This window comes from Allobranchiibius sp. GilTou38 (assembly GCF_017565325.1).
In the GTDB taxonomy this organism is placed as follows: domain Bacteria; phylum Actinomycetota; class Actinomycetes; order Actinomycetales; family Dermatophilaceae; genus Allobranchiibius; species Allobranchiibius huperziae.
In genome coordinates this window covers 172,368-193,735 of record NZ_JAGEKN010000008.1, presented here as the reverse complement: position 1 = coordinate 193,735, position 21,368 = coordinate 172,368, and the positions used below count along the sequence as shown (strand labels likewise).

Genomic DNA, 21,368 nt, shown 5'->3' with positions numbered 1-21,368 from the left:
CCTGACAGAATCGCGCCATGCCCGCGTTGCCCGACTCACCCGACATCCCTGCGGCGCCGGACGGCCCCGGCCGCCTCTTCGTGATCACCGGCGCCCCGGCCTCCGGGAAGTCCACCGTCGGGCGGGCGTTGGCGGAGGCCCTCACGAAATCGATCTTCGTGGACGGCGAGGTGATGGCCGACATGGTCGCCGCCGGCCGGACGCCGATGACCGCAGAGCCGACCATCGGAGCGCTCGAGCAGCTGTTCACCCGCTACGCCGGCGCGCTGACCCTGGCGGACGTCTACTGCGCCAACGGTTTCGACACCGTGATCGCGGACAACATGGTCGGTGATTACCTCGAGGACTTCCTCGATCTGGCCGACACCGGACCGTTGCACCTCATCGTGCTGCACCCGTCGGTGGACGCCGTCCACGAGCGCGAGCTGGCACGCGGCGTCAACGCGTACGGGGACGGGTCGGCGACCGAGAACGTCTGGAACGAGGTCGAGTTCAACACCAAGCGCGTCGGGCTGTTGATCGACAACTCGACTCTCACGCCCGCCCAGGTGGTCGTCCGCATCCTGCGCAACCTCGACGAGGCGACGGTCGCCCCTCCGGACTGACCGTCAACCGCTGTGCTGGGCGATGTTCAGCACGTTGCCGTCCGGCGCCCGCACGAAGAACCGTCGGATGCCCCACGCCTCCTGACTCAGGTCGTGGACGATCTCATACCCCCGCCGTCTCGCCTCGGCGTACGCCTCATCGACGTCGTCCACCTTCACGGAGACGACCGGCGGCACGGGCGCGGTCGCGTCCCGCGTGAGCAGCTGCAGGCCGGCGCCCGTCTGAGGATCGGTGTGCCTCGTCACCCACGACAGGCCGAGCGACTCCTCGCTCAGCCCCAGGTATCCGGCGTAGAAGTCCCGTGCTGCCTCCAGATCGGGCACGCGCAGGTCGGCGATGATCGATTCCACCCGCATGTGACGACACCTCACGGTTGCGATGAGAGCTGGTGCTCGCACGCTACGCCGACGACTCGCCCCCGTCAGCCCGCCAGCGCCGTCTCGTCACGCGCCCACAGCCCGGTCAGGCCGCGGAAGTGGGCCAGGAACCGTTCGTGCTCGTGCGGCGGATAGGTCGAGCGGACGGTGTCGACCAGGATCGCGTCGAACGACGGCGAGGTCACCCACTCCAGCACCATCTCGTCCACGTGCGGCAGCGCCGTCCCTGCGAACTCCCGATACTTCTCCACCTCGAAGTAGTCGTCCGAGAGCCGTTGGTAGTCAGCCAGTTTCGCGTCGTACGACGCGTCGGTGTCGGCGATGTAGAACCACGGACCGGTGTCCACCTGGGTCCGGGCGCGGCGGCCGCTGACCGCGCAGTAGACCGACCACTTCAGCAGCGACTTCATCGCCCAGGGGAAGTAGTAGTGCAGCGAGGTGACCGCGACGTCGGGGCAGGCGTTCGCGTAGTCGATCGGATAGACGACGCCGTCCTTGACGAGCATCTCGCAGCTGTTGAACTCCCACCGGAAGAACGCGTTGACCGTCTGCGCGATCGTGCGCGTCTCGGCACCGACCGACGGACTGAGGAAGTCGTGCGACACGGCGTACCGCTCGTGCATAGGCTGGTCCGGGCGGAAGTTCATCACCATCGTCTCCGGTCCGATGGTGAGCGCCCTTGCGAACACCTCGAATCCGTCGACCGCGGCCTGCAGGTGCATCAGCATCTCGCCGGACTCGTCGTACGAGCGGTGTAGCTCGGCCTCGTCGCGGACCATCGACACGCCTCGCCACGCGCCGCCGTCGAACGGCTTCATGAACATCGGGTAGCCCACGTCCCGCGCGACCGCGGCCAGGTCGAACGGCGCGTTGTACCGGCCCGAGGTGTAGGCCCACCGCACGTTGTCCAGGGGATTCTTGTACGGCACGAGCACCGTCTCGGGGACGTGCATCCCGAGGCGCATCAACGCGCAGTACGCCGAGTGCTTCTCCATCGACTGGAAGGTGAACGGGCTGTTGAGCAGATAGACGTCGTCCATCAGCGCGACCTTCTTCAGCCACTCCCGCGGGTGGTAGTACCAGTGCGCCAGCCGGTCGATGACCAGGTCGGTCCGCGGCGTGGAGCGCAGGTTGAACGGCTCAATGGTCAGGCGCTCGGCGCGTACGTCGTGTGTCTCCCCGCCGTAGCGCACCGGCCCCATCCGGTGCACCAGCTCCTCGAACGCCCGCGGCCAGTCCTCCTCGGCGCCCAACAGCAACCCGATCAGATGCTCGCTCATCGACCCACCCGCATGCCCATGCAGCTCACCGTATGCCGCGCCCGGTCCTCACGGCGCGCGAACGGCGTTCAGCCCCAGACGCTCTCCAGCAGGCGCGGCAGCGCCGGATCCAGCGCCGCGCGCCACGCCGGGTAGTCGTGGCCGCCCTCGACCTCCGTCAGCCGCGTCGAGACGCCCGCCTGCCGAAGCGCTGTCGCGGTCAGCCGGTTGTTGGGCAGGTTCTCCTCCTCGCGCCCGCAGGTCAGCGTGACCTCGAACCGACGCCCGGGCGCGGGCCTCCAGGCGGACAGGCCCGCGACGGCGTCGGCCACCCGATCGAAGCGCACAAGGTCGATCTCCCGGCCCTGCGTCTGCTCGGCGAACAGCTGCCGGTCCGTCTCCGGCGTGAAGAAGGAACCGGACTGGGCGAACACGGCACCGACCCGCTCGTCGGCCATGCCCACGAGCAGCGAGGTGAGTCCCCCGAGGCTGGCGCCCATCACCGCGACCGAAGACGCCACGGCGTGCTGCTCCTGCAGCGCGGTCAGACCCGTCGAGAAGCTGCGGAGATAGCGCGGTGAGGCGGTGTACCACTGGGTGCGGCGTCGGACATCGGCCAGCACCAACCGCATCGGCGGCAGATCGCCCCGCCCGACGCGACGCGCGGCCCAGTCGACCAGCCCGCCCTCCACGTCGTACGCCGGACCGTCGTGCACCCACAGCAGCGGCGCCTCGGCGTCGTCCGCGAGGTCGGCGGGGCGGCACACCTCGACGGGTAGAGGTCCCTCGAACGCGCTGGGCAGCTCGTGGCGCGTACGCCGCCAGTCCATCCGCCGCTGCTCAGTACAGGGCGGACATCAGCGCAGTACGAGCCTTCTTCACCCGCGGGTCGGACGGCCCGACGACGTCGAAGAGCCCGATCAGGTGCTGGCGGGCGGCGTTGCGCTCGTCGCCGGAGGTGACCCGCACCAGGTCGACCAGCCGCACGAACGCGTCCTCGACGTGGCCGCCCAGGACGTCCAGGTCGGCGACGACGGTCTGCTTCTCGACGTCGGTGGGTGCCGCTGCTGCGGCCGCCCGGGCCTCCTGCAGGTCCACGCCGTCGGTGCGCTGCAGCAGCCGCACCTGGCCCAGTCCGAGCACGGCCTCCTCGTCCTGCGGGTCCGCTGCGATGGCCTGTTCGTACGCCCTGACCGCTGCCGCGTAGTCACCGGATTCGATGGCTGCGTAGGCCTGTTCGTGCAACGGGGAGATCTCGGGCTCGGCCGGCCGCTCGCCGTCCGCCGCCGGTGCGTCGCCGACTGGCACGCGCCCGGTGACACCGTTCGCAGCTGCGGCCTCGAGCACCTTGTCGAAGACGCCGCGCACGGCGTCGACCGGCTGGTCGCCGGCGTAGAGCGGCAGCGGCTGGCCCTTGACGAGCGCGAGCACCATCGGGACCTGCTGCACCTGCAACGCCTGCCGGATCTGCATCGCGACGTCGATGTCCGCCGACGCGAGCACCAGCCGCCCGGCGTACTCCCGCACGACGCCGACCAGCGTGTCGATGTGCTCGCGGCTGGCGGGGCGGGCACCGGAGTAGAGCGCGAAGATGACCGGCACGTCCATCGACTGCTGCACGGCGTCGCCGAAGGTGACGTCGTCGACCTCACGGACCAACGAGTCCTCGCCGGGGCCCGCTGGTGCGCCACCGGCGGCACCGGAGGCCCGAGAGCCGGCAGCAGGTCTGGCCGGCTTCTTGGCCAGTCCGGACAGGTCGATGGCGCCGCGCAACGACGCAGGGGTGATCGGCTGGTCGCTCATGGGCCCATTCTGTCGTGTCCCCGTCGGGACCGGTCGGCGTGGTCAGTAGAACACCGTCGAGCGGAGGGGGTCAGAAGCGCGCGGGCTCCCGGTAGACGCCCCACACGTCGCGCAGGGCGTCGCAGATCTCGCCCATCGTCGCCTCGACCCGCACTGCGGCCAGCATCGGCTCGATGAGGTTGTCGCTGCCCTTCGCGGCGGCGACCATCCGCGCCAGCGCCGCGTCGACGGCGACCCCGTCGCGGGCTGCCTTGCGGGCGCCGAGCGCCCGGACCTGCTCGACCTCCACCTCGTGCGAGACCCGCATGATCTCCAGGTCACCCGCGAGCGACTCGGTGTGGCAGTTGACTCCGACCACCCGCTTCTCGCCCTTCTCCAGCGCCACTTGGTACTGGAAGGCCGCCTCGGCGATCTCGGACATGAACCAGCCGTCCTCGATACCGCGCAGCAGGCCGGAGGTGATCGGGCCGATCTCGTGCTGCACCGCGCCGGAGGCGTCCCGCTCCCGGCCGAGCTCCCCCATCTCCCGGATCTTGTCGAAGATCGCCTCCGCCTCGGCCTCGAGCCGATCGGTGAGCGCCTCCACGTAGTAGGAGCCGCCGAGCGGGTCGGCCACGTTGACCACGCCCGTCTCCTCCATGAGCACCTGCTGGGTACGCAGCGCCACCTCGGCCGACTGGTCGCTGGGCAGCGCCAGCGTCTCGTCGAGCGCGTTGGTGTGCAGCGAGTTCGTGCCGCCCAGCACGGCCGCCAGCGCCTCGACCGCGGTGCGCACGACGTTGTTGGTCGGCTGCTGCGCGGTCAGGGAGACCCCGGCGGTCTGGGTGTGGAAACGCAGCCACTGCGCCTTGTCGGTCTTCGCGCCGTACTCGTCGCGCAGCCAGCGCGCCCAGATCCGGCGGGCGGCTCGGAACTTCGCGATCTCCTCGAAGAAGTCGATGTGGCTGTCGAAGAAGAAAGACAGCCCGGGCGCGAAGACGTCGACGTCCATGCCCCGCGACAGGCCCAGCTCGACGTAGCCGAAGCCGTCGGCCAACGTGTACGCCAGCTCCTGCGCGGCCGTCGAACCGGCCTCCCGGATGTGGTAGCCGGAGACCGAGAGCGGTTTGTACGCGGGGATGTTCGCGCTCGTGTACTCCATCAGGTCGCCGATCAGGCGCAGATGCGGCTCGGGCGCGAACAGCCACTCCTTCTGGGCGATGTACTCCTTGAAGATGTCGGTCTGCAGAGTGCCGTTGAGCTTCGTGATGTCCACACCCTGACGCTCGGCCGCGACCAGGTACATGCAGAACGCCGGCACCGCGGGGCCGCTGATCGTCATCGACGTCGTGACGTCACCGAGTGGGATGTCCGCGAAGAGGGTCTCCATGTCGGCGGCCGAGTCGATCGCGACGCCGCAGTGGCCGACCTCGCCGAGCGCGAGTCCGTCGTCGGAGTCGCGGCCCATGAGGGTCGGCATGTCGAACGCGACGGAGAGCCCGCCGCCTCCGCGCTCGAGGATCATCTTGTAGCGCTCGTTGGTCTGCACCGCGTTGCCGAAGCCCGCGAACTGCCGGATCGTCCAGGGACGGCCCCGGTATCCGGTCGCGTACAAGCCCCGGGTGAAAGGGAATTCACCCGGCCAGCCGATGCCGTCCGGCGCCTCCCCTTCGGGCGGCCCGTAGACGGGGTCGACCTGCACTCCGGACAAGGTGGTGAAGTCCGCGTCACGCACCAGGCCCTTGGTCTCGGCGGCGGCGAAGCGGTCCTGCCAGCGGCGGTGGCCCTGGCTCGACTCGCGGTGGTTTTCCATGTGAGCCAGATTACGTCGAGCCGGGTGCTACTCCCTCGTACCGGTCCCACGCCACGCGCCCCGGTGTTGTCCGTTTGGATTTGTATTTCTCCGTTTATGTTGACATCAACCTGCGTGAGCCACTACACATACCTCTGTGACCGAACACACACGGGAGAGCACCCCCACCCTCTACGCCGCCGAACGGCAGGCCCTGATCCTGCGATCGGCGCAGGCGCACGGCCGCGTCGAGGTCGCCGCCGTCGCGGCCGAGCTCGACGTCACGCCTGAGACGGTGCGGCGTGACCTGACCGTCCTGGAGCGCCGCGGCAGGGTGCGCCGGGTGCACGGCGGCGCCATCCCGGTCGAGCGCCTCGACATCGAGCCGACGGTAGCCGCACGCATCGAGGCCAACGCGCAGGAGAAGGAGCGCATCGCCCGCGCGGCGGTCGAGTTCCTGCCCGCCGAGGGCACCGTGATCATCGACGGCGGTACGACGACCGCGCGGCTCGCGGAGTTCTTCCCCCGCGACCGGGAGCTGACCGTCGTGACGACGTCCCTGCCCGTCGCCAGCACCCTGGCCGCCTTCCCCGGGGTCTCGCTGCACCTGGTCGGCGGCTACCTACGCGGTCGCACGCTGACCGCCGTCGGCGACTGGACCACCGCGGCCCTGGCCGGCATCTACGCCGACGTCGCCTTCCTCGGCACGAACGGGCTGAGCCTCGAACACGGTTTGAGCACCCCCGACCAGCGCGAGGCCGCCGCGAAGCGCGCGATGATCGCCTCCGCCAAGGAACGCGTCGTCCTCATGGACGCCGACAAGTACGGCCAGGCGCACTTCTCCCGGTTCGCCGACCTCGACGAGATCGACACGGTCATCACCGACGATTCGCTGAGAGCCGAGGACGCCCGCTCCATCCAGCAGCTCGGTCCGCAGGTGGTGCGCGCATGATCGTCACCCTCACCCCCAACCCGTCGCTGGACCGCACGCTGGTGCTCGACCGGCTGGTCCGTGGCGAGGTCAACCGGGCACTGGAGAGTCGCCTGGAGCCGGGCGGCAAGGGCGTCAACGTCACCCGCGCGCTGGTCGCGAACGGATCCACGAGCATCGCCGTCTTCCCCTGTGGCGGGAACAACGGCCGCCTCATGGAGCTGCTCATCGCCGAGGAGCGGGTCACGGCCCGGGTGGTGCCCGTCGGCGGACCGATCCGGGTCAACACCGCGATCGTGGAGCCCGACGGCACCACCACCAAGGTCAACGAACCCGGCAGCCGCTTCAGCGAGGCCGAGACCGCCGCCGTCCTGGACCAGACCGCTTCCCTGCTCTCCCACGCGACGTGGCTCGCGGTGTGCGGATCGCTCGCTCCCGGCATGCCCGCGCACTTCCCGGCGCACGCCGTGCGACTGGCCCGCGATGCCGGCGTGCGGTGCGCGGTCGACGCCTCGGGCGCAGCCCTGGAATCCGGCGTCAGCGCCGGCCCGGACCTGATCAAACCGAACCGCACCGAGCTCGCCGAGCTGGTCGGCCGCCCACTGGACCGGCTCGCCGACGTACGCGCCGCGGCCGCCGAACTGGTGCGCGGCGGAGTGGGAGCCGTGGTGGTCAGCCTCGGACGTGACGGTGCGCTGGCCGTCGACGCCGACACCGTGGCCCTCGCGACGGCCACCACAAGCCGCCCCAAATCAACTGTGGGAGCGGGAGATTCGCTCTTGGCCGGAATGCTCTTCACCCTCGAGCGCTCCGGCACGCTCGCCGACGCACTGGCCACCGGCGTCACCTGGGGCACCGCGGCGGTGCAGCTTCCCGGCACCCAGGTGCCGCGCCCGAACGACCTCGCGGGCATCACCCCGCAGATGACGTACGCGCCCGACGAGGACCTCGCCCTCGCGGACTGATCGACCGAACACCCATCCGGCGGCCGGTCCGGCCCGTCGCACAGCAGCCCCACGAAAGGAACAACCGATGTCCATCATCACCACCGACCAGGTCGTCCTCGACCTGAGCGCGACGGACCGCCACGAGGCGACCCGCACCCTCGCGCAGACCCTCGTCGCCAGCGGGCGGGTGACCGACCTGGAACAGTTCCTGGCCGACGTGCGCAAGCGCGAGGAGCAGATGGCGACCGGCCTGCCCGGCGGCATCGGCATCCCCCACGCCCGCAGCGCCGCGGTGACCGAGCCTTCGCTCGTCTTCGGACGCACCACCGGCATCGACTGGGGCGCCGAGGACGGGCCCGCCACCCTCATCTTCCTCATCGCCGCACCCGAGGGCGGAGGCGATGACCACCTGAAGATCCTCGCCGCCCTCGCCCGGAAGCTCATGCGCCGGGAGTTCCGTGAATCGCTCGCCCAGGCCGCCGACCCGGCTGCCGTCGTGGACCTCGTCAACAAGGAAGTAGTCGGATCATGAAGTTCGTTGGTGTCACCTCGTGTCCCACCGGCATCGCGCATACCTACATGGCTGCCGAGGCCCTCGAGCAGGCCGCCCGGGACGCCGGCCACGAGATGGAGGTGGAGACCCAGGGCTCCGCCGGGTCCTCGCCGCTCAAGACCGAGACGATCGCGTCCGCGGACGCGGTGATCTTCGCCCACGACCTCGAGGTCAAGGACAAGTCCCGCTTCGCCGGAAAGCCCACGGTCGACGTCGGGGTGAAGAAGGCCATCTCCGATGCCCCGGGACTCATCGCGCAGGCGGTGCAGCTCGCCGAGGAGCGTGCGGCGAACCCACAGGCGGCGGCCGCTGCAGGTGCGGCGGGCGCCGGCGCGGGTGCTCTCGTCACCAAGGTCGACCAGAACGCCTCGGTCGGCACCCGGATCAGGCAGTGGCTGATGACCGGGGTGAGCTACATGATCCCGTTCGTCGCTGCGGGCGGCATCCTCATCGCGCTGTCCTTCATGCTCGCGCAGGTCGCGGGCGGTAAGAAGGGCGCGATCGGCGTCACCAACTACAGCCTCACCGACGCCGCGGGGCTCGCGAAGTCCTACAACCTGATGACCCACTTCGACCCCACCAGCGGGATGAACTGGGCCGGGCTGCTCTTCGTCGTCGGCGCCGCGTCGTTCGGCTTCCTCGTGCCGATCCTGTCCGGCTTCATCGCGTTCGGCATCGCCGACCGCCCGGGCATCGCGCCCGGCATCGTGGGCGGCTCCATCGCCGCGACCATGGGCACCGGGTTCCTCGGCGGCATCGCGACCGGATTCATCGGCGGGTTCATCGCGCTCTTCGTGAGCCGGTGGAAGGTGCCGAAGGGCGTCCGCGGCGTCATGCCCGTCGTCGTCATCCCGCTGATCTCCACGCTGCTGACCGGCGCGATCATGATCATCATCCTGGGACGGCCGTTGAAGTGGCTGACCGATCACCTGACCGACGGGCTCAACAACCTCGGCACCAACGGCGCCGGTCTGGTGCTACTCGGTGTGGTGCTCGGCCTGATGATGGGCTTCGACCTGGGCGGCCCGGTCAACAAGGTGGCCTACACCTTCGCGACCACCGGCCTGGCGACCGTCGCGGCCAGCAACGGCGATGCCCCGCAGCTGCGGATCATGGCCGCCGTGATGGCAGCCGGTATGACGCCCCCGCTCGGCATGGCTCTCGCCACCACGGTGCGCAAGCGGCTCTTCACCCCGGCCGAGCAGGAGAACGGGCGGGCGGCCTGGCTGCTCGGCGCGTCGTTCATCAGCGAGGGTGCGATCCCGTTCGCCGCGGCCGACCCGTGGCGGGTCATCGTGTCCTCGATGGTCGGCTCCGGCGCGACCGGCGGCCTGGTGATCCTGTTCAACAACACCCTGCGCGCTCCGCACGGCGGCATCTGGGTGGCGCCGCTGATCGGCAACCCGTTCACCTACGTGCTCGCGGTCGTCATCGGCACCCTCATCACCGCGGCGGTCGTCGTCGGGCTGAAGTCGATGCGCTCCACCGCCAGCACGCAGGCCACGGCTGCCGCCGACCAGCTCGTCGCAGCCTGAGCGTCGTCCGACCACCCATCACCAGCAACCAGAAGGAACCCGACATGGCAACCCGATCCCGTACGGCGACCATCGCCTCCAGCGTGGGACTGCACGCGCGACCCGCGGCGCTCTTCGTGCAGGCGGCCGGCGCCACCGGTGCCGACGTGACGATCGCCCGCCCCGGTGAGGAGCCGGTCGATGCGACCAGCATCCTCGGGGTGATGGCGCTCGGCGCCAAGCATGGTGAGGACGTGGAGCTCACGGTCACGGGCGACGACCCGGACGCAGCGCTCGACTCCCTGGTGGACCTGCTGTCGCAGGACCTGGACGCGGCCCACTGAGATGCGCATCTTGAGCGGTGTGCCGGTCAGCCCGGGCTCGGCGGTCGGACCGGTGGTGCAGGTCAGTCCTGCGCTCACCGCGCCCGCCAACGAGCCGGCGCCCCAGGGACCCGAGGAGGCGGCGGCCTCGATCACCGCGGTCGAGCGGGCCTTCGAGGACGTCGCGGTGGGTCTCGAGCGTCGCGCCGAGGACGCCCCCGGCGCGGCCAAGGAGATCCTCGGCGCGGCCGCGCTCATGGCCCGCGACCGGGCACTGCTCAAGGCGGTCAGCAAGAGGATCACCGACGGCTGCGGCCCGACCCGCGCGGTCGAGGCCAGCGTCGCGGAGTACTGCGCGATGTTCCAGGCAGCGGGCGGTTACCTCGCCGAGCGGGTCACCGACCTGTGCGACGTGCGCGACCGCGTCGTGGCGCGGCTGCTCGGCGAGCCGGAGCCGGGCATCCCGGCGCTGCACGGCCCGTGCGTGCTGGTGGCCCGCGATCTGGCACCCGCCGAGACGGCCACGCTCGACGCGACTCTGGTGCGGGGCATCGTCACCGAGGCGGGCGGTCGCAACAGCCACACCGCGATCCTGGCCGCCGGCCTCGGCATCCCCGCGGCCGTGCAGGTCGCGGGCGCCACCGCCCTGGAGGTCGGGACGATCGTCGCGGTCGACGGCGACAGCGGGGTGGTCACGGTCGAACCGGACCAGGCCACCCAGGACACCATGCAGCGCAAGGCGTTCGCCCGTCGTACGGCGCTGCAGGCGGCTTCCGGACCCGGCCGCACCAAGGACGGTCACCCCGTCGCGCTACTGGTCAACATCGGCACCGCGCAGGACGCGATCAGCGCCGGGCCGATGGACGTCGAGGGGGTGGGCCTCTTCCGCACCGAGGTGCTCTTCCTCGGCAAGCAGAGCGCCCCGACCGTGGAGGAGCAGACGCAGATCTACCGCTCGGTCTTCGCGGCGTTCGGCACCCGGCGGGTCGTCGTACGCACCCTGGACGCGGGCGCCGACAAACCGCTGGCCTTCGCCGATCTGGGCGAGGAGGAGAACCCGGCGCTCGGTCGCCGCGGGCTGCGGATGGGCCAGGCGATCCCCGACCTGCTGGACCACCAGCTCGAGGCGCTCGGCGCTGCCGCTCAGGGCACGTCCGCCGAGGTCAAGGTGATGGCACCCATGGTCGCCACCGTCGACGAGGCGCAGTGGTTCGCCGAGCGGGTCCGCGCCCACGGCCTGCCCTCGGCAGGCGTGATGATCGAGATCCCCGCGGCGGCGCTGCGGTCACGCGACGTGCTCGACGTGGTCGACTTCGGCTCCCTCGGCACCAACGACCTGGCGCAGTACACGATGGCCGCCGACCGGATGCAGGGCGCGCTGTCGGATCTGCTGGACCCCTGGCAGCCCGCGGTGCTCGACGTCATCGATGCGGCCTGCGTCGGTGCCCGCGCCGTCGGAAAGCCGATGGGAGTGTGCGGGGAGTCCGGCGGCGACCCGTTGATGGCGCTCGTGCTCGCCGGCCTCGGTGTCACCAGCCTGTCGATGGCCCCCGGCAAGGTCGACCTGGTGCGCTACGCGCTGTCGCTGCACGACCTGGCGACCTGCGAGCGCCTCGCTGCCGTCGCCCGCGCGGCACGGACCGCCGGCGACGGCCGCGCCGCGGTCCTACGGGAGGTCGACCCCGCGCTGCGCGACGTGCTGTGATCCGCCCCGCCTAGGCTGCCGTTCGTGAAGGACAAGCAGGCCCGCCGGGCGGCGATGGAACGACGTTGGGAGCTGCGCTCCTGCGGTCGACACGGCCACCTCACCTACGCGCCGGACGAGAGCGGGCTCGCGAGTCGCCTACGGGCCGACAGCGCCCAAGGCGAGGCGTGGCGCTGCCTGCGGTGCGGCGACTACGCGCTCGGGCCGGCCACCGCGTCCGGACCGGCCGATGACGCGCCGGTCCCGTTGCGCGGCAAGGCGCTGCGCGACGCGTTCATCATCCGGTTGCTCGCGATCGAACGTCTGCTCCGCGGGGTGTTCCTGATCGCGGCGGCGTACGTCGTCTGGCGGTTCGTCGGGGCCAAGGACTCGGTGCAGCGCGTCTTCGACAAGGACCTGCCGGCCGTGCGCGACCTGTCCCGGCGTACCGGCATCGACTTCGCCGACGCGGCGCCCACCCGCCTGCTGCAGCGGGCGCTGGATGCCGGGCACGGCACGTTGGTGCTGCTGGCCGCGGGGGTGCTCGCCTACGGACTGCTGGAGATGCTCGAGGCCTACGGCCTGTGGATCATGAAGCGCTGGGGCGAGTACGTCGCCGTCGTCGGCACGGCGGTCTTCCTGCCGCTGGAGATCTACGAACTCACCGAGAAGGTGAGCGCGCTCAAGATCGCGGCATTCCTGATCAACCTCGCGGCCGTCGCGTGGCTGATCTGGAGCAAGCACCTCTTCGGGGTGCGCGGCGGACGCGCGGCCTTCGAGAAGGAGCGCGAGAGCACGTCACTGCTCGAGGTCGAACGCACGGCCGCCCAGGTCTGAGAGTGGCTGTCAGTCCATGTCCGGCGAATCCACCGACGCCGCGCGCATCCGGGAACGAGTGCGCGCGGCGTCGGAGGAGTCAGCTCGGGTTGTAGCCGACCGTTCCGACGGTCAGCTGGTGCACCGTCGCGCCGGCGCATCCGGTGATGCCGGAGCGGGACAGGAAGATGGCCTGGGTGCTGCCCGGGGGGTAGATGCGGAAGCCGCGCGCGGCCGTCGGCCGGCACTGACCCGAGGAGTAGTTGCCGGCGTCGGCGACCTGCACGATGAACGTCGTGGCGGCGCCTTCGGCCAGGGTCACCGTCCTCGACGTGCCGGCCGGGTTGCGGTCCGCGGAGTGGCCGAGCTGCACGCCGTTCGCGCCCACCAGGCTCACACCGGGATATCCGTCCAGCGTGCAGGTCGCGTGCCCGTCGTTGCGCAGCCTGACCGTGTAGTACGCCGACCCCGCAGCGCCGTCCACCCCGCTGACGCTCGTGCCGAGCGAGGTCGCGAGGCACCGACTCCCCGCTGCACTGCCGCCGGATCCGCTGGCGCTGGTCTCCGCGGCGGTCGATGAGCCGGACGAGGAACCGGCCGACGACGTGCTCGAAGACGAGGAACCGGCCGACGAACTGCCGGATCCAGGGGTGGACGCGCTGGTGGACGGCGCGGACGAGGTAGTGCTGCTGACGGACGCCGGAGCGGTCGTCGACGACGAACCGGCGGAGTTCGAACTGCCACAGGCGGCCAGCAGTGCCAACGGGCTGATGAGAGCGGCGGCGGAGAGCGCTCGGCGAGTTGTGTTCATACGGTGAAGACGACGATGGGGCTCATGAGGTTGGCACCGGCTCCAGGACCGGCCGTTCGCCGTTGACGGTGTCGAGATAGGCGTGCACGAGAGGTACGGCGGCGGCGCCCTCTCCGCTGGCCGACGCGACCCGTTTCATCGACCCGGCGCGGATGTCGCCGGCGGCGAAGACGCCGGGCACCGTGGTCTCCAGCGACGCCGGGGGCAGCCCGTCGACCCAGGTGTGCTGCGGGGTGTCACGGCCGGTCACGACGAAGCCGGCACGGTCGCGGACGACGTCGTCCGGCAGCCAGTCGCAACACGGCTTGGCACCCAGCAGCAGGAACAGCCCGTGAGAGGAGACCTTCTCCTCACCCCCGGTGTTCTTGTCGCGCAGCGTGATCCAGTCCAATCGGCCGGCGCCGCCGGCATCGATCACCTCGCTGCAGGCGCGCACCGCGATGCGCGGGTTTCCCGCGATCTCACGCGTCAGGTAGTCCGACATCGTCTCGGACAGGTCCGGGCGGCGGATCACGATGGTCACCGAGCGGGCCCACCGTGCCAGGTGCACGGCCGCCTGCCCCGCCGAGTTGCCGCCGCCCACGATGTGCACGTCCTTGCCTTCGCACCCGCGAGCCGCGGAGGTCGCAGCTCCGTAGTGCACCCCGAGCCCGACGAAGTCCTCGACCGCCTGGACGCCGTGTCGGCGGTAGGAGACCCCGGTCGCCACCAGCAGGGCTCGCGCCTGCACGGTCGTGTCGTCGAGGGTGAGGGTGTGCACACCACTGGGGCCGTCGGCCAGCTCGGCGGCGTGCACCGGTCGGGCGGAGTAGATGTGCGCTCCGAACCGATTGGCCTGACTGCGGGCCCGCTGCGCGAGGCGCATCCCGGAGATCCCGCGGGGGAAGCCGAGATAGTTGCGGATCATCGAGCTGCTTCCGGCCTGCCCTCCGACGGCATCCGCGTCGAGCATGATCGTGCTGAGGCCCTCGGACGCGCCGTACACCGCCGCGGCCAGCCCCGCGGGACCGGCACCGACGATCGCGAGGTCGTAGACGCGCCCGGCCTCCGGTTCGCGGCCCATGCTGAAGAGCGCGCCGATCTCGCCGATGCTCGGCGCGTTCATCACCCCGCCGAGCGGGGAGACGACCAGCGGGTACGTCGGCTCGGCGCCGTTCAGCCCGGCCAGCGCATCCCGCCCGACGTCGCTGTCGGGCTTGTAGACACGGAACGGGACGCCGAGGCGCTCCAGGAAGTCGCAGATCTGCGACTTCAGCGGTGAGATGCCGTCGCTGACGATCTGCACCGACTCCACGACGGGCACATCGGAGGTCCAGCCCCAGTCCGAGAGCAGCTCGGTGACCGCGGTGTGGAACTCCTCGTCGCGCACGCCACGCGGCACGGTCAGAGAGGTGTCGATCCGCCCGGCGAGCTGCGCCTCGCGCACGACCTCCATCGCCGACCTGAACTCCTCCCACGCCAGCACGATGACCCGCTTGGCGGCGGAGCTGATGGCGTGCACGCAGTCCAGGGCGACCAGGCCGGCGGCGTCCGGCAGTTCCATCTGCGCTGCGACCAGGGCGATCGGGACGTCCTGTGAGTGGAGCATCTGGGTCGTCGCGATCGCGGCGGCCAGCCCGTCGGCGTACTCGATGCGGTAGTCGACCTCGTAGCGACGGAACTCCCGGGTGAGGGCGTCACGCTGCGCGGTGCCGATCAACAGGATCGCGGGTGTGCGGATCGTCATACCGAAAGTCTAGGAGCGCCGCCAAGCCCCACCCTCGGGTCCGGCGTCAGAGTGCGTCGACCAGCTCGTCCGCCGCGGCGTACGGGTCGATCTTCCCGGCCACGACCCGCGCGGCCAGCTCGTTCAGGTTGTCGTCCCGACGCGGATCGGTCATCCGCAGTCGCAGCGTCTGCAGCGCGATCGCGGCGATCTCACCCTCGGCGCGCGCGTTCCTGCGCTCGCGCAGCACGTCGTGTTCGACGAGCCAGGCGTGATGCTTGTCGAGCGCGGCGACCACGTCGTCGCGGCCCTCTCCGCGCTCGGCGACCAGCTTCTCCACCGGCGGGCGCCAGGCGCCGGCCTCCGCCCGCTCCCCCAGGCTGATCATCGCCCGCAGGTCGCGCACCGTCGTGTTGACGCCGTCGCGATCCGCCTTGTTGACCACGAAGACGTCGCCGATCTCCAGGATGCCGGCCTTGGCGGCCTGGATGCCGTCGCCCATGCCGGGCGCGAGCAGGACGATGGTCGTATCGGCGAGGGCGGCGATCTCGACCTCGCTCTGCCCGACGCCGACCGTCTCCACGAGGATCACGTCGCACCCGGCGGCATCCAGCACCCGCAGCGCCTGCGGGGCGGCGAACGACAGGCCTCCGAGGTGTCCCCGGCTGGCCATCGAGCGGGTGTAGACGTGCGGGTCGAGCGCATGGTCCAGCAGGCGGATCCGGTCACCGAGCAGCGCACCGCCGGAGAACGGCGAGCTGGGGTCGACCGCGAGGACGCCGACCCGCAGACCCCGCTCCCGGAACGCCGCGACCAGCGTGTTGGTGGTCGTCGACTTGCCCACCCCGGGGCTGCCGGTGAGGCCGATGACCCACGCGGAGCCGGTGTGCGGAGCGAGCGCCGCCATGACCTCGCGCAGAGCGGGGTCGGCGTTCTCGACGAGGGTGATCAGCCGGGCAACCGCCCGCGCCGAACCGTCGCGGGCCGCAGTCACCAGGGCCGGTACGTCGACCGGTCGCGAGCGCATCCGTGAGATTCCTTGCGCCGAGGTGGTGTTCAGGACTTCGGGACGCGCACGATCAGTGCGTCGCCCTGGCCACCGCCACCGCACAGAGCGGCCGCACCGACACCGCCGCCACGCCGCTTCAACTCCAGCGCGAGGTGCAGCGCGATGCGCGCACCCGACATACCGATCGGGTGGCCCATCGCGATGGCGCCGCCGTTGACGTTGACCTTCTCCGGGTCCAGACCGAGCTGCTTGGTCGAGGCCAGCCCGACGGCTGCGAAGGCCTCGTTGATCTCGACCAGGTCGAGGTCGGTCGGCGCGATGCCGGCCTTGGCGCAGGCCGCGGCGATCGCGTTGGCCGGCTGGGACTGCAGGCTCGAATCGGGGCCGGCGACGACAGCGTGCTCGCCGACCTCGGCGAGTGGGGTGACACCGAGCTCGGCGGCCTTGGCCGCGCTCATCACGACGACCGCGCACGCCCCGTCGGAGATCGGGGACGCGGAGCCGGCGGTGATGGTGCCGTCCTTGCGGAACGCCGGGCGCAGCTTCGCGAGGGATTCCACCGTGGTGTCGGGGCGGATGCCCTCGTCGTCGCGGAACTCGATCGGGTCGCCCTTGCGCTGCGGGATGAGCACGCTGACGACCTCGTCGTCGAAGAGGCCGTTCTTCCAGGCCTGAGCCGCGCGCTGGTGGCTACGAGCCCCGAACGTGTCCTGCTCCTCGCGGCTGAACGCCTGGTCGGCCTTGTTGGCGTCCTCGGTGAGACCGCCCATGGCCTGGTCGGTGAAGGCGTCCCACAGGCCGTCGTGCGCCATGTGGTCGCGCATGGTGACGTCGCCGTACTTGAACCCGCCGCGGCTCTTCTCCAGCAGGTGGGGCGCCTGCGACATCGACTCCTGGCCACCGGCCACCACCACGTCGAACTCGCCGGCGCGGATCAGCTGGGCGGCGAGCGCGATGGCGTCGACGCCGGACAGGCAGACCTTGTTGATGGTGAGGGCGGGCACCGTCATCGGGATGCCGCCCTTGACCGCGGCCTGGCGAGCGGGGATCTGTCCCGCGCCGGCGGTCAGCACCTGGCCCATGATCACGTAGTCGACCTGGTCGCCGCTGACGCCGGCCTTGTCGAGGGCGCCCTTGATGGCGAATCCGCCGAGATCGGCTGCGGACAGGTCCTTCAGACCCCCCATCAGCTTGCCCATCGGCGTACGGGATCCGGCGACGAGGACGGGGGTGCGATCGGTCGCGCTGTCGGTCATCAGGGGTCTGCTCCAACGAGTTGCGGGCGGGGGCGAACGGTCCCGGGATCTTCCGGGTGACGGGTTTCACTTTAGCCTTGCCGGTATGCCGAGCCTGCCGACCCATCTCTTCACCGCCATCGACCACGTGGGCGTCGCCGTGCCCGACCTGGACGCCGCGATCGACTTCTACCAGGCGACCTTCGGCATGCGGCTCACCCACCGCGAGACCAACGACGAGCAGGGGGTCCACGAGGCGATGCTGCGCGCGGGCAGCGAGGACGGCACGCAGATCCAGCTGCTCGCCCCGGCGTCCCCGGAGTCGGCGATCGCGAAGTTCCTGGACCGCTCCGGCCCCGGTGTGCAGCAGGTCGCCTACCGGGTCGTCGACGTCGAGGCCGTCAGCGCCACCCTGCGCGACCGCGGGATGCGGCTGCTGTACGACGAGCCGCGGCGCGGCACCGCGGGCAGCAGCGTCAACTTCGTGCACCCCAAGGACGCCGGCGGCGTGCTGGTCGAGCTGGTGCAGCCCGCCGGCTGACGGACCCGGAACCGCCGCCGGCGATCGATCGTTGGCCGGTCAATCATGGACTTCCTCACCAGCCCGGACCTCTGGGTCGCCTTCCTGACCCTCTTCGCGCTCGAGCTCGTGCTCGGCATCGACAACGTCGTCTTCATCTCGATCCTCACAGGTCGCCTGCCGAGGTCCCAGCAGCAGCGGGCGCGGATCATCGGACTCGCCCTGGCGCTGGTGCTGCGCATCGGGTTGCTGGCCGTCGCATCCTGGATCGTGGGATTGACGGCACCGATCTTCTCGATCGGCGACGCCCAGGCACTGGAGTTCTCCGGCCGTGACCTGATCCTGCTGGCCGGTGGCCTCTTCCTGGTCTACAAGGCCGTCACCGAGATCCACGACAAGATCGAGGGCGCCGGCGAGGCCCACCTGGCGACCGGGGTGACGTCCACGATGGGCAAGGTGATCGTGCAGATCCTGCTCATCGACGCGGTCTTCTCCCTGGACTCGGTGATCACCGCCGTCGGGATGGTCGACCAGCTGTCGATCATGATCGCCGCCGTGGTGCTGTCGATCGGCCTGATGATGGTGCTGGCGGGGCGCATCAGCGACTTCGTGAACGCGCACCCGACCGTCAAGATGCTGGCGCTCAGCTTCCTGGTGCTGATCGGGTCGACGCTGATCGCGGAGGGCTTCGACGTGCATCTGTCCAAGTCCGCGATCTACGGCCCCATCGCGTTCGCCATCGCCGTCGAGGCGCTCAACCTCGCCTACCGCAAGAAGCACGAGGCCGGCCGCACGATGTAGGCCACTGCCCGTGGGGTCGTTGCGCGCCCTATAGAGCGCGCGGCGACTCCACTCCCGTAACGGTCAGCGCCAGGAGCCGCGGGGTGGGCGGCGGTCCCGGGCCTTCCAGCAGCCCGTGTGCCAGTGCCGCCGGTCGCTCACGTCGCCGAGGCCGTCGTCCGGCCACACCACGACGTGCGCGAGGGAGGCCGGCAGCTGCTGACTGCAGCCGGGGCAGGTGTAGACCCGGCCGTTGGCGTTGGCCCGAACCGGGCGCACCATCCATGCGCCGCCGGCGTACTGCTCGCGGCGCACGCCCGACTCCAGCACCCGCGAGATGTCGGGTGCCGGGCCGGGAGTACGACGGGGTGGCCGCCTGCGCCGCGGCATCGGCTCAGCCGTGCAGCGGCTGGCCGGCGGCGGTAGCCTCGCGCAGCAGCGGCGAAGGGGTCAATCCCACCTCGCCCGTCTCGTCCCGCATCGTGGTGAGGACTGCGGCGACCTGCGCCGGACCGATCCGGTCGATCATCGCCAGCGGGCCCTCGGGGTAACCGCATCCGGCGGTCATCGCGGTGTCGATGTCGGCGGCGGTGGCGTAGCCGGAGTCCAGCATCCGCACCGCGTCGTTGAGGTGCGGGTAGAGCAGGGCGTCGACGACTCCCCCTGCACGCAACCGGCCGCCGACCACGACGAAGCCGGCAGCGGACAACGTCGCGCGCAACGTCGCGACCTGCGGGGCACCCGTCGAGCGCAGGACCTCGGCGAGGCGCCCACCCTTGGTCGCCGGGTGCACGCGAAGGGCCACCACGGTGACGCCGCCGGAGGCGGCCGGCGTCGCCGCAGCACCGCCCGGCGACGCGACGGCCAGCGTCGCGCCGGAGTCCATCGTGGCCAGCAGTTCGGCGACCCAGTCGGGGCTGGTGTCGCTGGCGAGGATCACGACGTCGACCCCGGCGAGCGAGTCGCGGGCGCCGGCGGTGCTCACCCACTCCACCGAGGAGGCGCCTCCGCCGCCGATCTGCCCGGCGAGGTCGGACGCCGCTGCGGACTCGCCGACCACGACCACTTGTGCCGCGGGCTTCACGTCGTCCGGCGCTGCGGCGGGTGTCACGGTGCCGGAGCCGGCCTTCTCATAGTCGTAGAAGCCGGAGCCGGTCTTGCGTCCGAGCCGCCCGGCGGCGACCAGTTGCTGCAGCAGGGCGGGCGGTGCCGCCGACGGGTCGTGCGTGGCGGCGTAGAGCACGTCGCAGACCTCCTTGACCACGTCGAGTCCGATCAGGTCGGACAGCGTCAGCGGCCCCATCGGGAAGCCGACACCGACACGCCCGGCGTCGTCCAGGTCCTCACGGCTGATATGCCCGGTCTCGTACGTGCGGATCGCGCGTGCCAGGTAGGTGATCAGGAGCGCGTTGGCGACGAAGCCCGCGCGGTCGCGTACGACGACGGGTTTCTTGCCCAGCCGCTCGGCCAGATCGCGGACGCGCTCGACCACGGCGTCGTCGCTCAGCACGGTGGTGATGACCTCGACGAGCTTCAGCACGGGCGCGGGGTTGAAGAAGTGCATGCCAACGACTCGCTCGGGACGCGCTGTGGCGGCCGCGATCTCGGTGAGCGACAGGCTGGAGGTATTGGACGCGAGGACGGTGTCCGGGCGCACCACGCCGTCCAGCTTGGTGAGGATCGCGGTCTTGATGTCGAGCCGCTCGGGGACGGCTTCGATGACCAGGTCGCAGTCGGCGAGCGCGTCGTACTCGGCGGTCCACGTGACCCTGTCGAGGATCTCCTGCTGCGCGCTCTCCGCCAGCCGGCCGCGCGAGACGGCCCGGCCGGTCGAGGACTCCAGGAAGCCGCGTCCGCGGTCGGCGAGCTCCTGGCTGCCGTCGACGCCGACGACACGCAATCCCGCGCGAGCGAAGACCTCAACGATGCCGGCTCCCATGGTGCCCAGTCCGATAACCCCTACCTGCGCGATCTCGCCCGTCATGCGCGCAGTCTCCCAGACCGCCCACTGCGGTTAGGCTGCCGGTCGTGCGCGTCGTCATCGCCCGCTGCAGCGTGGATTACACCGGAAGACTGACCGCCCATCTGCCTCTGGCAACCCGGCTGCTCATGGTCAAGGCCGACGGTTCGGTGCTGGTGCACAGCGACGGTGGTTCCTACAAACCGCTCAACTGGATGTCCCCGCCCTGCGCGATGGCGCAGGTGGAGCCCACCGAGGACGAGCGCGAGACCGGCGTGGTGATGACCTGGTCGGTGCAGCACGCCAAGTCCGAGGACCGCCTGCGCGTGCTGATCCACGAGGTGCTGCACGACTCCTCTCACGACCTGGGGATCGACCCGGGCCTGGTCAAGGACGGCGTCGAGGCGCAGCTGCAGGCACTGCTCGCCGAGCACATCCACACCCTCGGCGACGGCTACTCCCTGGTGCGCCGCGAATACCCCACGGCCATCGGCCCGGTGGACATCGTGTGTCGCGACGCGGGCGGCGCCACGGTCGCCGTCGAGATCAAACGCCGCGGCGACATCGACGGGGTCGAGCAGCTCACCCGTTACCTGGAGCTGCTGAACCGCGACCCGCACCTGCACCCGGTGAGCGGGGTGTTCGCCGCCCAGCAGATCAAGCCTCAGGCGCGCGTACTCGCGCAGGATCGCGGAATTCGTTGCGTCACTTTGGATTACGACGCGCTGCGTGGCATCGACGACGCGACCACCCGGCTCTTCTGA

At 70.8% G+C, this 21,368-nt stretch carries 23 protein-coding genes; 12 read left to right on the top strand and 11 right to left on the bottom strand.

From position 1 onward, the window contains the following. Nucleotides 1-17: 17 nt before the first annotated feature. Nucleotides 18-605 (top strand): AAA family ATPase, encoded by a 588-nt coding sequence (locus JOB34_RS12470; protein ID WP_208053019.1) that lies wholly within the window; start codon nt 18-20, stop codon nt 603-605. Between the two features lie 3 nt (nt 606-608). Here the strand turns inward: JOB34_RS12470 and JOB34_RS12465 are convergent, their stop codons facing one another. From JOB34_RS12465 to JOB34_RS12445, 5 genes are all read right to left on the bottom strand, one after another. Beyond that, a complete protein-coding gene (locus tag JOB34_RS12465; RefSeq protein ID WP_208053018.1) occupies nt 609-962 on the bottom strand; it encodes a VOC family protein in 354 nt (117 codons plus the stop codon). Between the two features lie 65 nt (nt 963-1,027). Continuing rightward, complete coding sequence (locus JOB34_RS12460) at nt 1,028-2,263, bottom strand: hypothetical protein (protein WP_208053017.1); 1,236 nt, start codon at nt 2,261-2,263, stop codon at nt 1,028-1,030. Nucleotides 2,264-2,331: 68 nt separating this feature from the next. Next, nucleotides 2,332-3,072, bottom strand: a complete 741-nt coding sequence (locus JOB34_RS12455) for an alpha/beta hydrolase-fold protein (protein ID WP_208053016.1) — start codon at nt 3,070-3,072, stop codon at nt 2,332-2,334. Nucleotides 3,073-3,082: 10 nt separating this feature from the next. Continuing rightward, entirely contained in the window at nt 3,083-4,045 is a 963-nt protein-coding gene (locus tag JOB34_RS12450; protein WP_208053015.1) for a tetratricopeptide repeat protein, read from the bottom strand. A gap of 70 nt (nt 4,046-4,115) precedes the next feature. Then, complete coding sequence (locus JOB34_RS12445) at nt 4,116-5,837, bottom strand: methylmalonyl-CoA mutase family protein (protein WP_208053014.1); 1,722 nt, start codon at nt 5,835-5,837, stop codon at nt 4,116-4,118. 136 nt (nt 5,838-5,973) lie between these two features. Here JOB34_RS12445 and JOB34_RS12440 point away from each other — a divergent pair, with 136 nt between their 5' ends. The 7 genes from JOB34_RS12440 to JOB34_RS12410 all read left to right on the top strand — a co-directional run bounded on the left by JOB34_RS12440 (nt 5,974) and on the right by JOB34_RS12410 (nt 12,605). Then, the gene (locus JOB34_RS12440) at nt 5,974-6,768 is read left to right on the top strand and encodes a DeoR/GlpR family DNA-binding transcription regulator (protein WP_179481981.1); all 795 of its coding nucleotides are present in this window, start codon (nt 5,974-5,976) and stop codon (nt 6,766-6,768) included. After that, complete coding sequence (gene pfkB, locus JOB34_RS12435) at nt 6,765-7,712, top strand: 1-phosphofructokinase (RefSeq protein ID WP_208053013.1); 948 nt, start codon at nt 6,765-6,767, stop codon at nt 7,710-7,712. Before JOB34_RS12440 ends, pfkB begins: the two co-directional genes overlap by 4 nt. Before the next feature lie 67 nt (nt 7,713-7,779). Continuing rightward, on the top strand, nt 7,780-8,226 hold the full coding sequence (locus tag JOB34_RS12430; RefSeq protein ID WP_179481985.1) for a fructose PTS transporter subunit IIA: 447 nt from the start codon (nt 7,780-7,782) through the stop codon (nt 8,224-8,226). Continuing rightward, nucleotides 8,223-9,782, top strand: a complete 1,560-nt coding sequence (locus JOB34_RS12425) for a PTS fructose transporter subunit IIBC (RefSeq protein WP_208053012.1) — start codon at nt 8,223-8,225, stop codon at nt 9,780-9,782. Before JOB34_RS12430 ends, JOB34_RS12425 begins: the two co-directional genes overlap by 4 nt. 44 nt (nt 9,783-9,826) lie before the next feature. Then, entirely contained in the window at nt 9,827-10,105 is a 279-nt protein-coding gene (locus JOB34_RS12420; RefSeq protein WP_208053011.1) for an HPr family phosphocarrier protein, read from the top strand. Between the two features lies 1 nt (nt 10,106). Continuing rightward, nucleotides 10,107-11,789 carry a phosphoenolpyruvate--protein phosphotransferase gene (gene ptsP / locus JOB34_RS12415; RefSeq protein WP_208053010.1) on the top strand — a complete coding sequence of 561 codons (1,683 nt, stop codon included), beginning with the start codon at nt 10,107-10,109 and terminating at the stop codon, nt 11,787-11,789. 24 nt (nt 11,790-11,813) lie between these two features. Further along, complete coding sequence (locus JOB34_RS12410) at nt 11,814-12,605, top strand: DUF2127 domain-containing protein (protein ID WP_208053009.1); 792 nt, start codon at nt 11,814-11,816, stop codon at nt 12,603-12,605. 79 nt (nt 12,606-12,684) lie between these two features. On the opposite strand, the gene JOB34_RS18160 is transcribed toward JOB34_RS12410, so the two are convergent. After that, nucleotides 12,685-13,068 (bottom strand): DUF4232 domain-containing protein, encoded by a 384-nt coding sequence (locus tag JOB34_RS18160; protein WP_208053008.1) that lies wholly within the window; start codon nt 13,066-13,068, stop codon nt 12,685-12,687. A 13-nt stretch (nt 13,069-13,081) separates the two neighbouring features. On the opposite strand from JOB34_RS18160, the gene JOB34_RS18155 reads away from it, so the two are divergent. After that, nucleotides 13,082-13,402 carry a hypothetical protein gene (locus JOB34_RS18155; RefSeq protein WP_208053007.1) on the top strand — a complete coding sequence of 107 codons (321 nt, stop codon included), beginning with the start codon at nt 13,082-13,084 and terminating at the stop codon, nt 13,400-13,402. Between the two features lie 15 nt (nt 13,403-13,417). Here JOB34_RS18155 and JOB34_RS12395 read toward each other — a convergent pair whose 3' ends face one another. From JOB34_RS12395 to JOB34_RS12385, 3 genes are read right to left on the bottom strand one after another with little or no spacing between them, the layout of a single operon-like run. Further along, nucleotides 13,418-15,121, bottom strand: coding sequence for an FAD-dependent oxidoreductase (locus tag JOB34_RS12395; RefSeq protein ID WP_208053006.1), 1,704 nt, complete (start codon nt 15,119-15,121; stop codon nt 13,418-13,420). 46 nt (nt 15,122-15,167) lie between these two features. Further along, entirely contained in the window at nt 15,168-16,127 is a 960-nt protein-coding gene (gene meaB, locus JOB34_RS12390; protein ID WP_208053005.1) for a methylmalonyl Co-A mutase-associated GTPase MeaB, read from the bottom strand. Between the two features lie 29 nt (nt 16,128-16,156). After that, nucleotides 16,157-17,365 carry an acetyl-CoA C-acetyltransferase gene (locus JOB34_RS12385; protein ID WP_208053004.1) on the bottom strand — a complete coding sequence of 403 codons (1,209 nt, stop codon included), beginning with the start codon at nt 17,363-17,365 and terminating at the stop codon, nt 16,157-16,159. An 85-nt stretch (nt 17,366-17,450) separates the two neighbouring features. On the opposite strand from JOB34_RS12385, the gene mce reads away from it, so the two are divergent. Both mce and JOB34_RS12375 read left to right on the top strand, forming a co-directional pair. After that, on the top strand, nt 17,451-17,885 hold the full coding sequence (gene mce / locus JOB34_RS12380; RefSeq protein WP_208053003.1) for a methylmalonyl-CoA epimerase: 435 nt from the start codon (nt 17,451-17,453) through the stop codon (nt 17,883-17,885). 45 nt (nt 17,886-17,930) lie between these two features. Beyond that, the gene (locus tag JOB34_RS12375; protein ID WP_179482007.1) at nt 17,931-18,665 is read left to right on the top strand and encodes a TerC family protein; all 735 of its coding nucleotides are present in this window, start codon (nt 17,931-17,933) and stop codon (nt 18,663-18,665) included. A 63-nt stretch (nt 18,666-18,728) separates the two neighbouring features. Here the strand turns inward: JOB34_RS12375 and JOB34_RS12370 are convergent, their stop codons facing one another. Both JOB34_RS12370 and JOB34_RS12365 read right to left on the bottom strand, forming a co-directional pair. Next, nucleotides 18,729-19,034, bottom strand: coding sequence for a hypothetical protein (locus tag JOB34_RS12370; protein WP_208053002.1), 306 nt, complete (start codon nt 19,032-19,034; stop codon nt 18,729-18,731). A 4-nt stretch (nt 19,035-19,038) separates the two neighbouring features. Then, nucleotides 19,039-20,628 (bottom strand): 3-hydroxybutyryl-CoA dehydrogenase, encoded by a 1,590-nt coding sequence (locus JOB34_RS12365; protein ID WP_208053001.1) that lies wholly within the window; start codon nt 20,626-20,628, stop codon nt 19,039-19,041. A 44-nt stretch (nt 20,629-20,672) separates the two neighbouring features. Here JOB34_RS12365 and nucS point away from each other — a divergent pair, with 44 nt between their 5' ends. Next, nucleotides 20,673-21,368: an endonuclease NucS gene (gene nucS, locus JOB34_RS12360; protein WP_179482013.1), complete on the top strand. Its 696-nt coding sequence runs from the start codon at nt 20,673-20,675 to the stop codon at nt 21,366-21,368.

Coding starts and splice junctions, on each gene's coding strand:
- JOB34_RS12445 (WP_208053014.1), bottom strand. CDS start 5,837: ATGGAAAACCACCGCGAGTCGAGCCAGGGCCACCGCCGCTGGCAGGAC.
- ptsP (WP_208053010.1), top strand. CDS start 10,107: ATGCGCATCTTGAGCGGTGTGCCGGTCAGCCCGGGCTCGGCGGTCGGA.
- JOB34_RS12455 (WP_208053016.1), bottom strand. CDS start 3,072: ATGGACTGGCGGCGTACGCGCCACGAGCTGCCCAGCGCGTTCGAGGGA.
- JOB34_RS12365 (WP_208053001.1), bottom strand. CDS start 20,628: ATGACGGGCGAGATCGCGCAGGTAGGGGTTATCGGACTGGGCACCATG.
- JOB34_RS12425 (WP_208053012.1), top strand. CDS start 8,223: ATGAAGTTCGTTGGTGTCACCTCGTGTCCCACCGGCATCGCGCATACC.
- JOB34_RS12450 (WP_208053015.1), bottom strand. CDS start 4,045: ATGAGCGACCAGCCGATCACCCCTGCGTCGTTGCGCGGCGCCATCGAC.
- JOB34_RS12470 (WP_208053019.1), top strand. CDS start 18: ATGCCCGCGTTGCCCGACTCACCCGACATCCCTGCGGCGCCGGACGGC.
- pfkB (WP_208053013.1), top strand. CDS start 6,765: ATGATCGTCACCCTCACCCCCAACCCGTCGCTGGACCGCACGCTGGTG.
- JOB34_RS12460 (WP_208053017.1), bottom strand. CDS start 2,263: ATGAGCGAGCATCTGATCGGGTTGCTGTTGGGCGCCGAGGAGGACTGG.
- meaB (WP_208053005.1), bottom strand. CDS start 16,127: ATGCGCTCGCGACCGGTCGACGTACCGGCCCTGGTGACTGCGGCCCGC.
- JOB34_RS12430 (WP_179481985.1), top strand. CDS start 7,780: ATGTCCATCATCACCACCGACCAGGTCGTCCTCGACCTGAGCGCGACG.
- JOB34_RS12385 (WP_208053004.1), bottom strand. CDS start 17,365: ATGACCGACAGCGCGACCGATCGCACCCCCGTCCTCGTCGCCGGATCC.
- JOB34_RS12370 (WP_208053002.1), bottom strand. CDS start 19,034: ATGCCGCGGCGCAGGCGGCCACCCCGTCGTACTCCCGGCCCGGCACCC.
- JOB34_RS12465 (WP_208053018.1), bottom strand. CDS start 962: ATGCGGGTGGAATCGATCATCGCCGACCTGCGCGTGCCCGATCTGGAG.
- mce (WP_208053003.1), top strand. CDS start 17,451: ATGCCGAGCCTGCCGACCCATCTCTTCACCGCCATCGACCACGTGGGC.
- JOB34_RS12420 (WP_208053011.1), top strand. CDS start 9,827: ATGGCAACCCGATCCCGTACGGCGACCATCGCCTCCAGCGTGGGACTG.
- JOB34_RS12395 (WP_208053006.1), bottom strand. CDS start 15,121: ATGACGATCCGCACACCCGCGATCCTGTTGATCGGCACCGCGCAGCGT.
- JOB34_RS12375 (WP_179482007.1), top strand. CDS start 17,931: ATGGACTTCCTCACCAGCCCGGACCTCTGGGTCGCCTTCCTGACCCTC.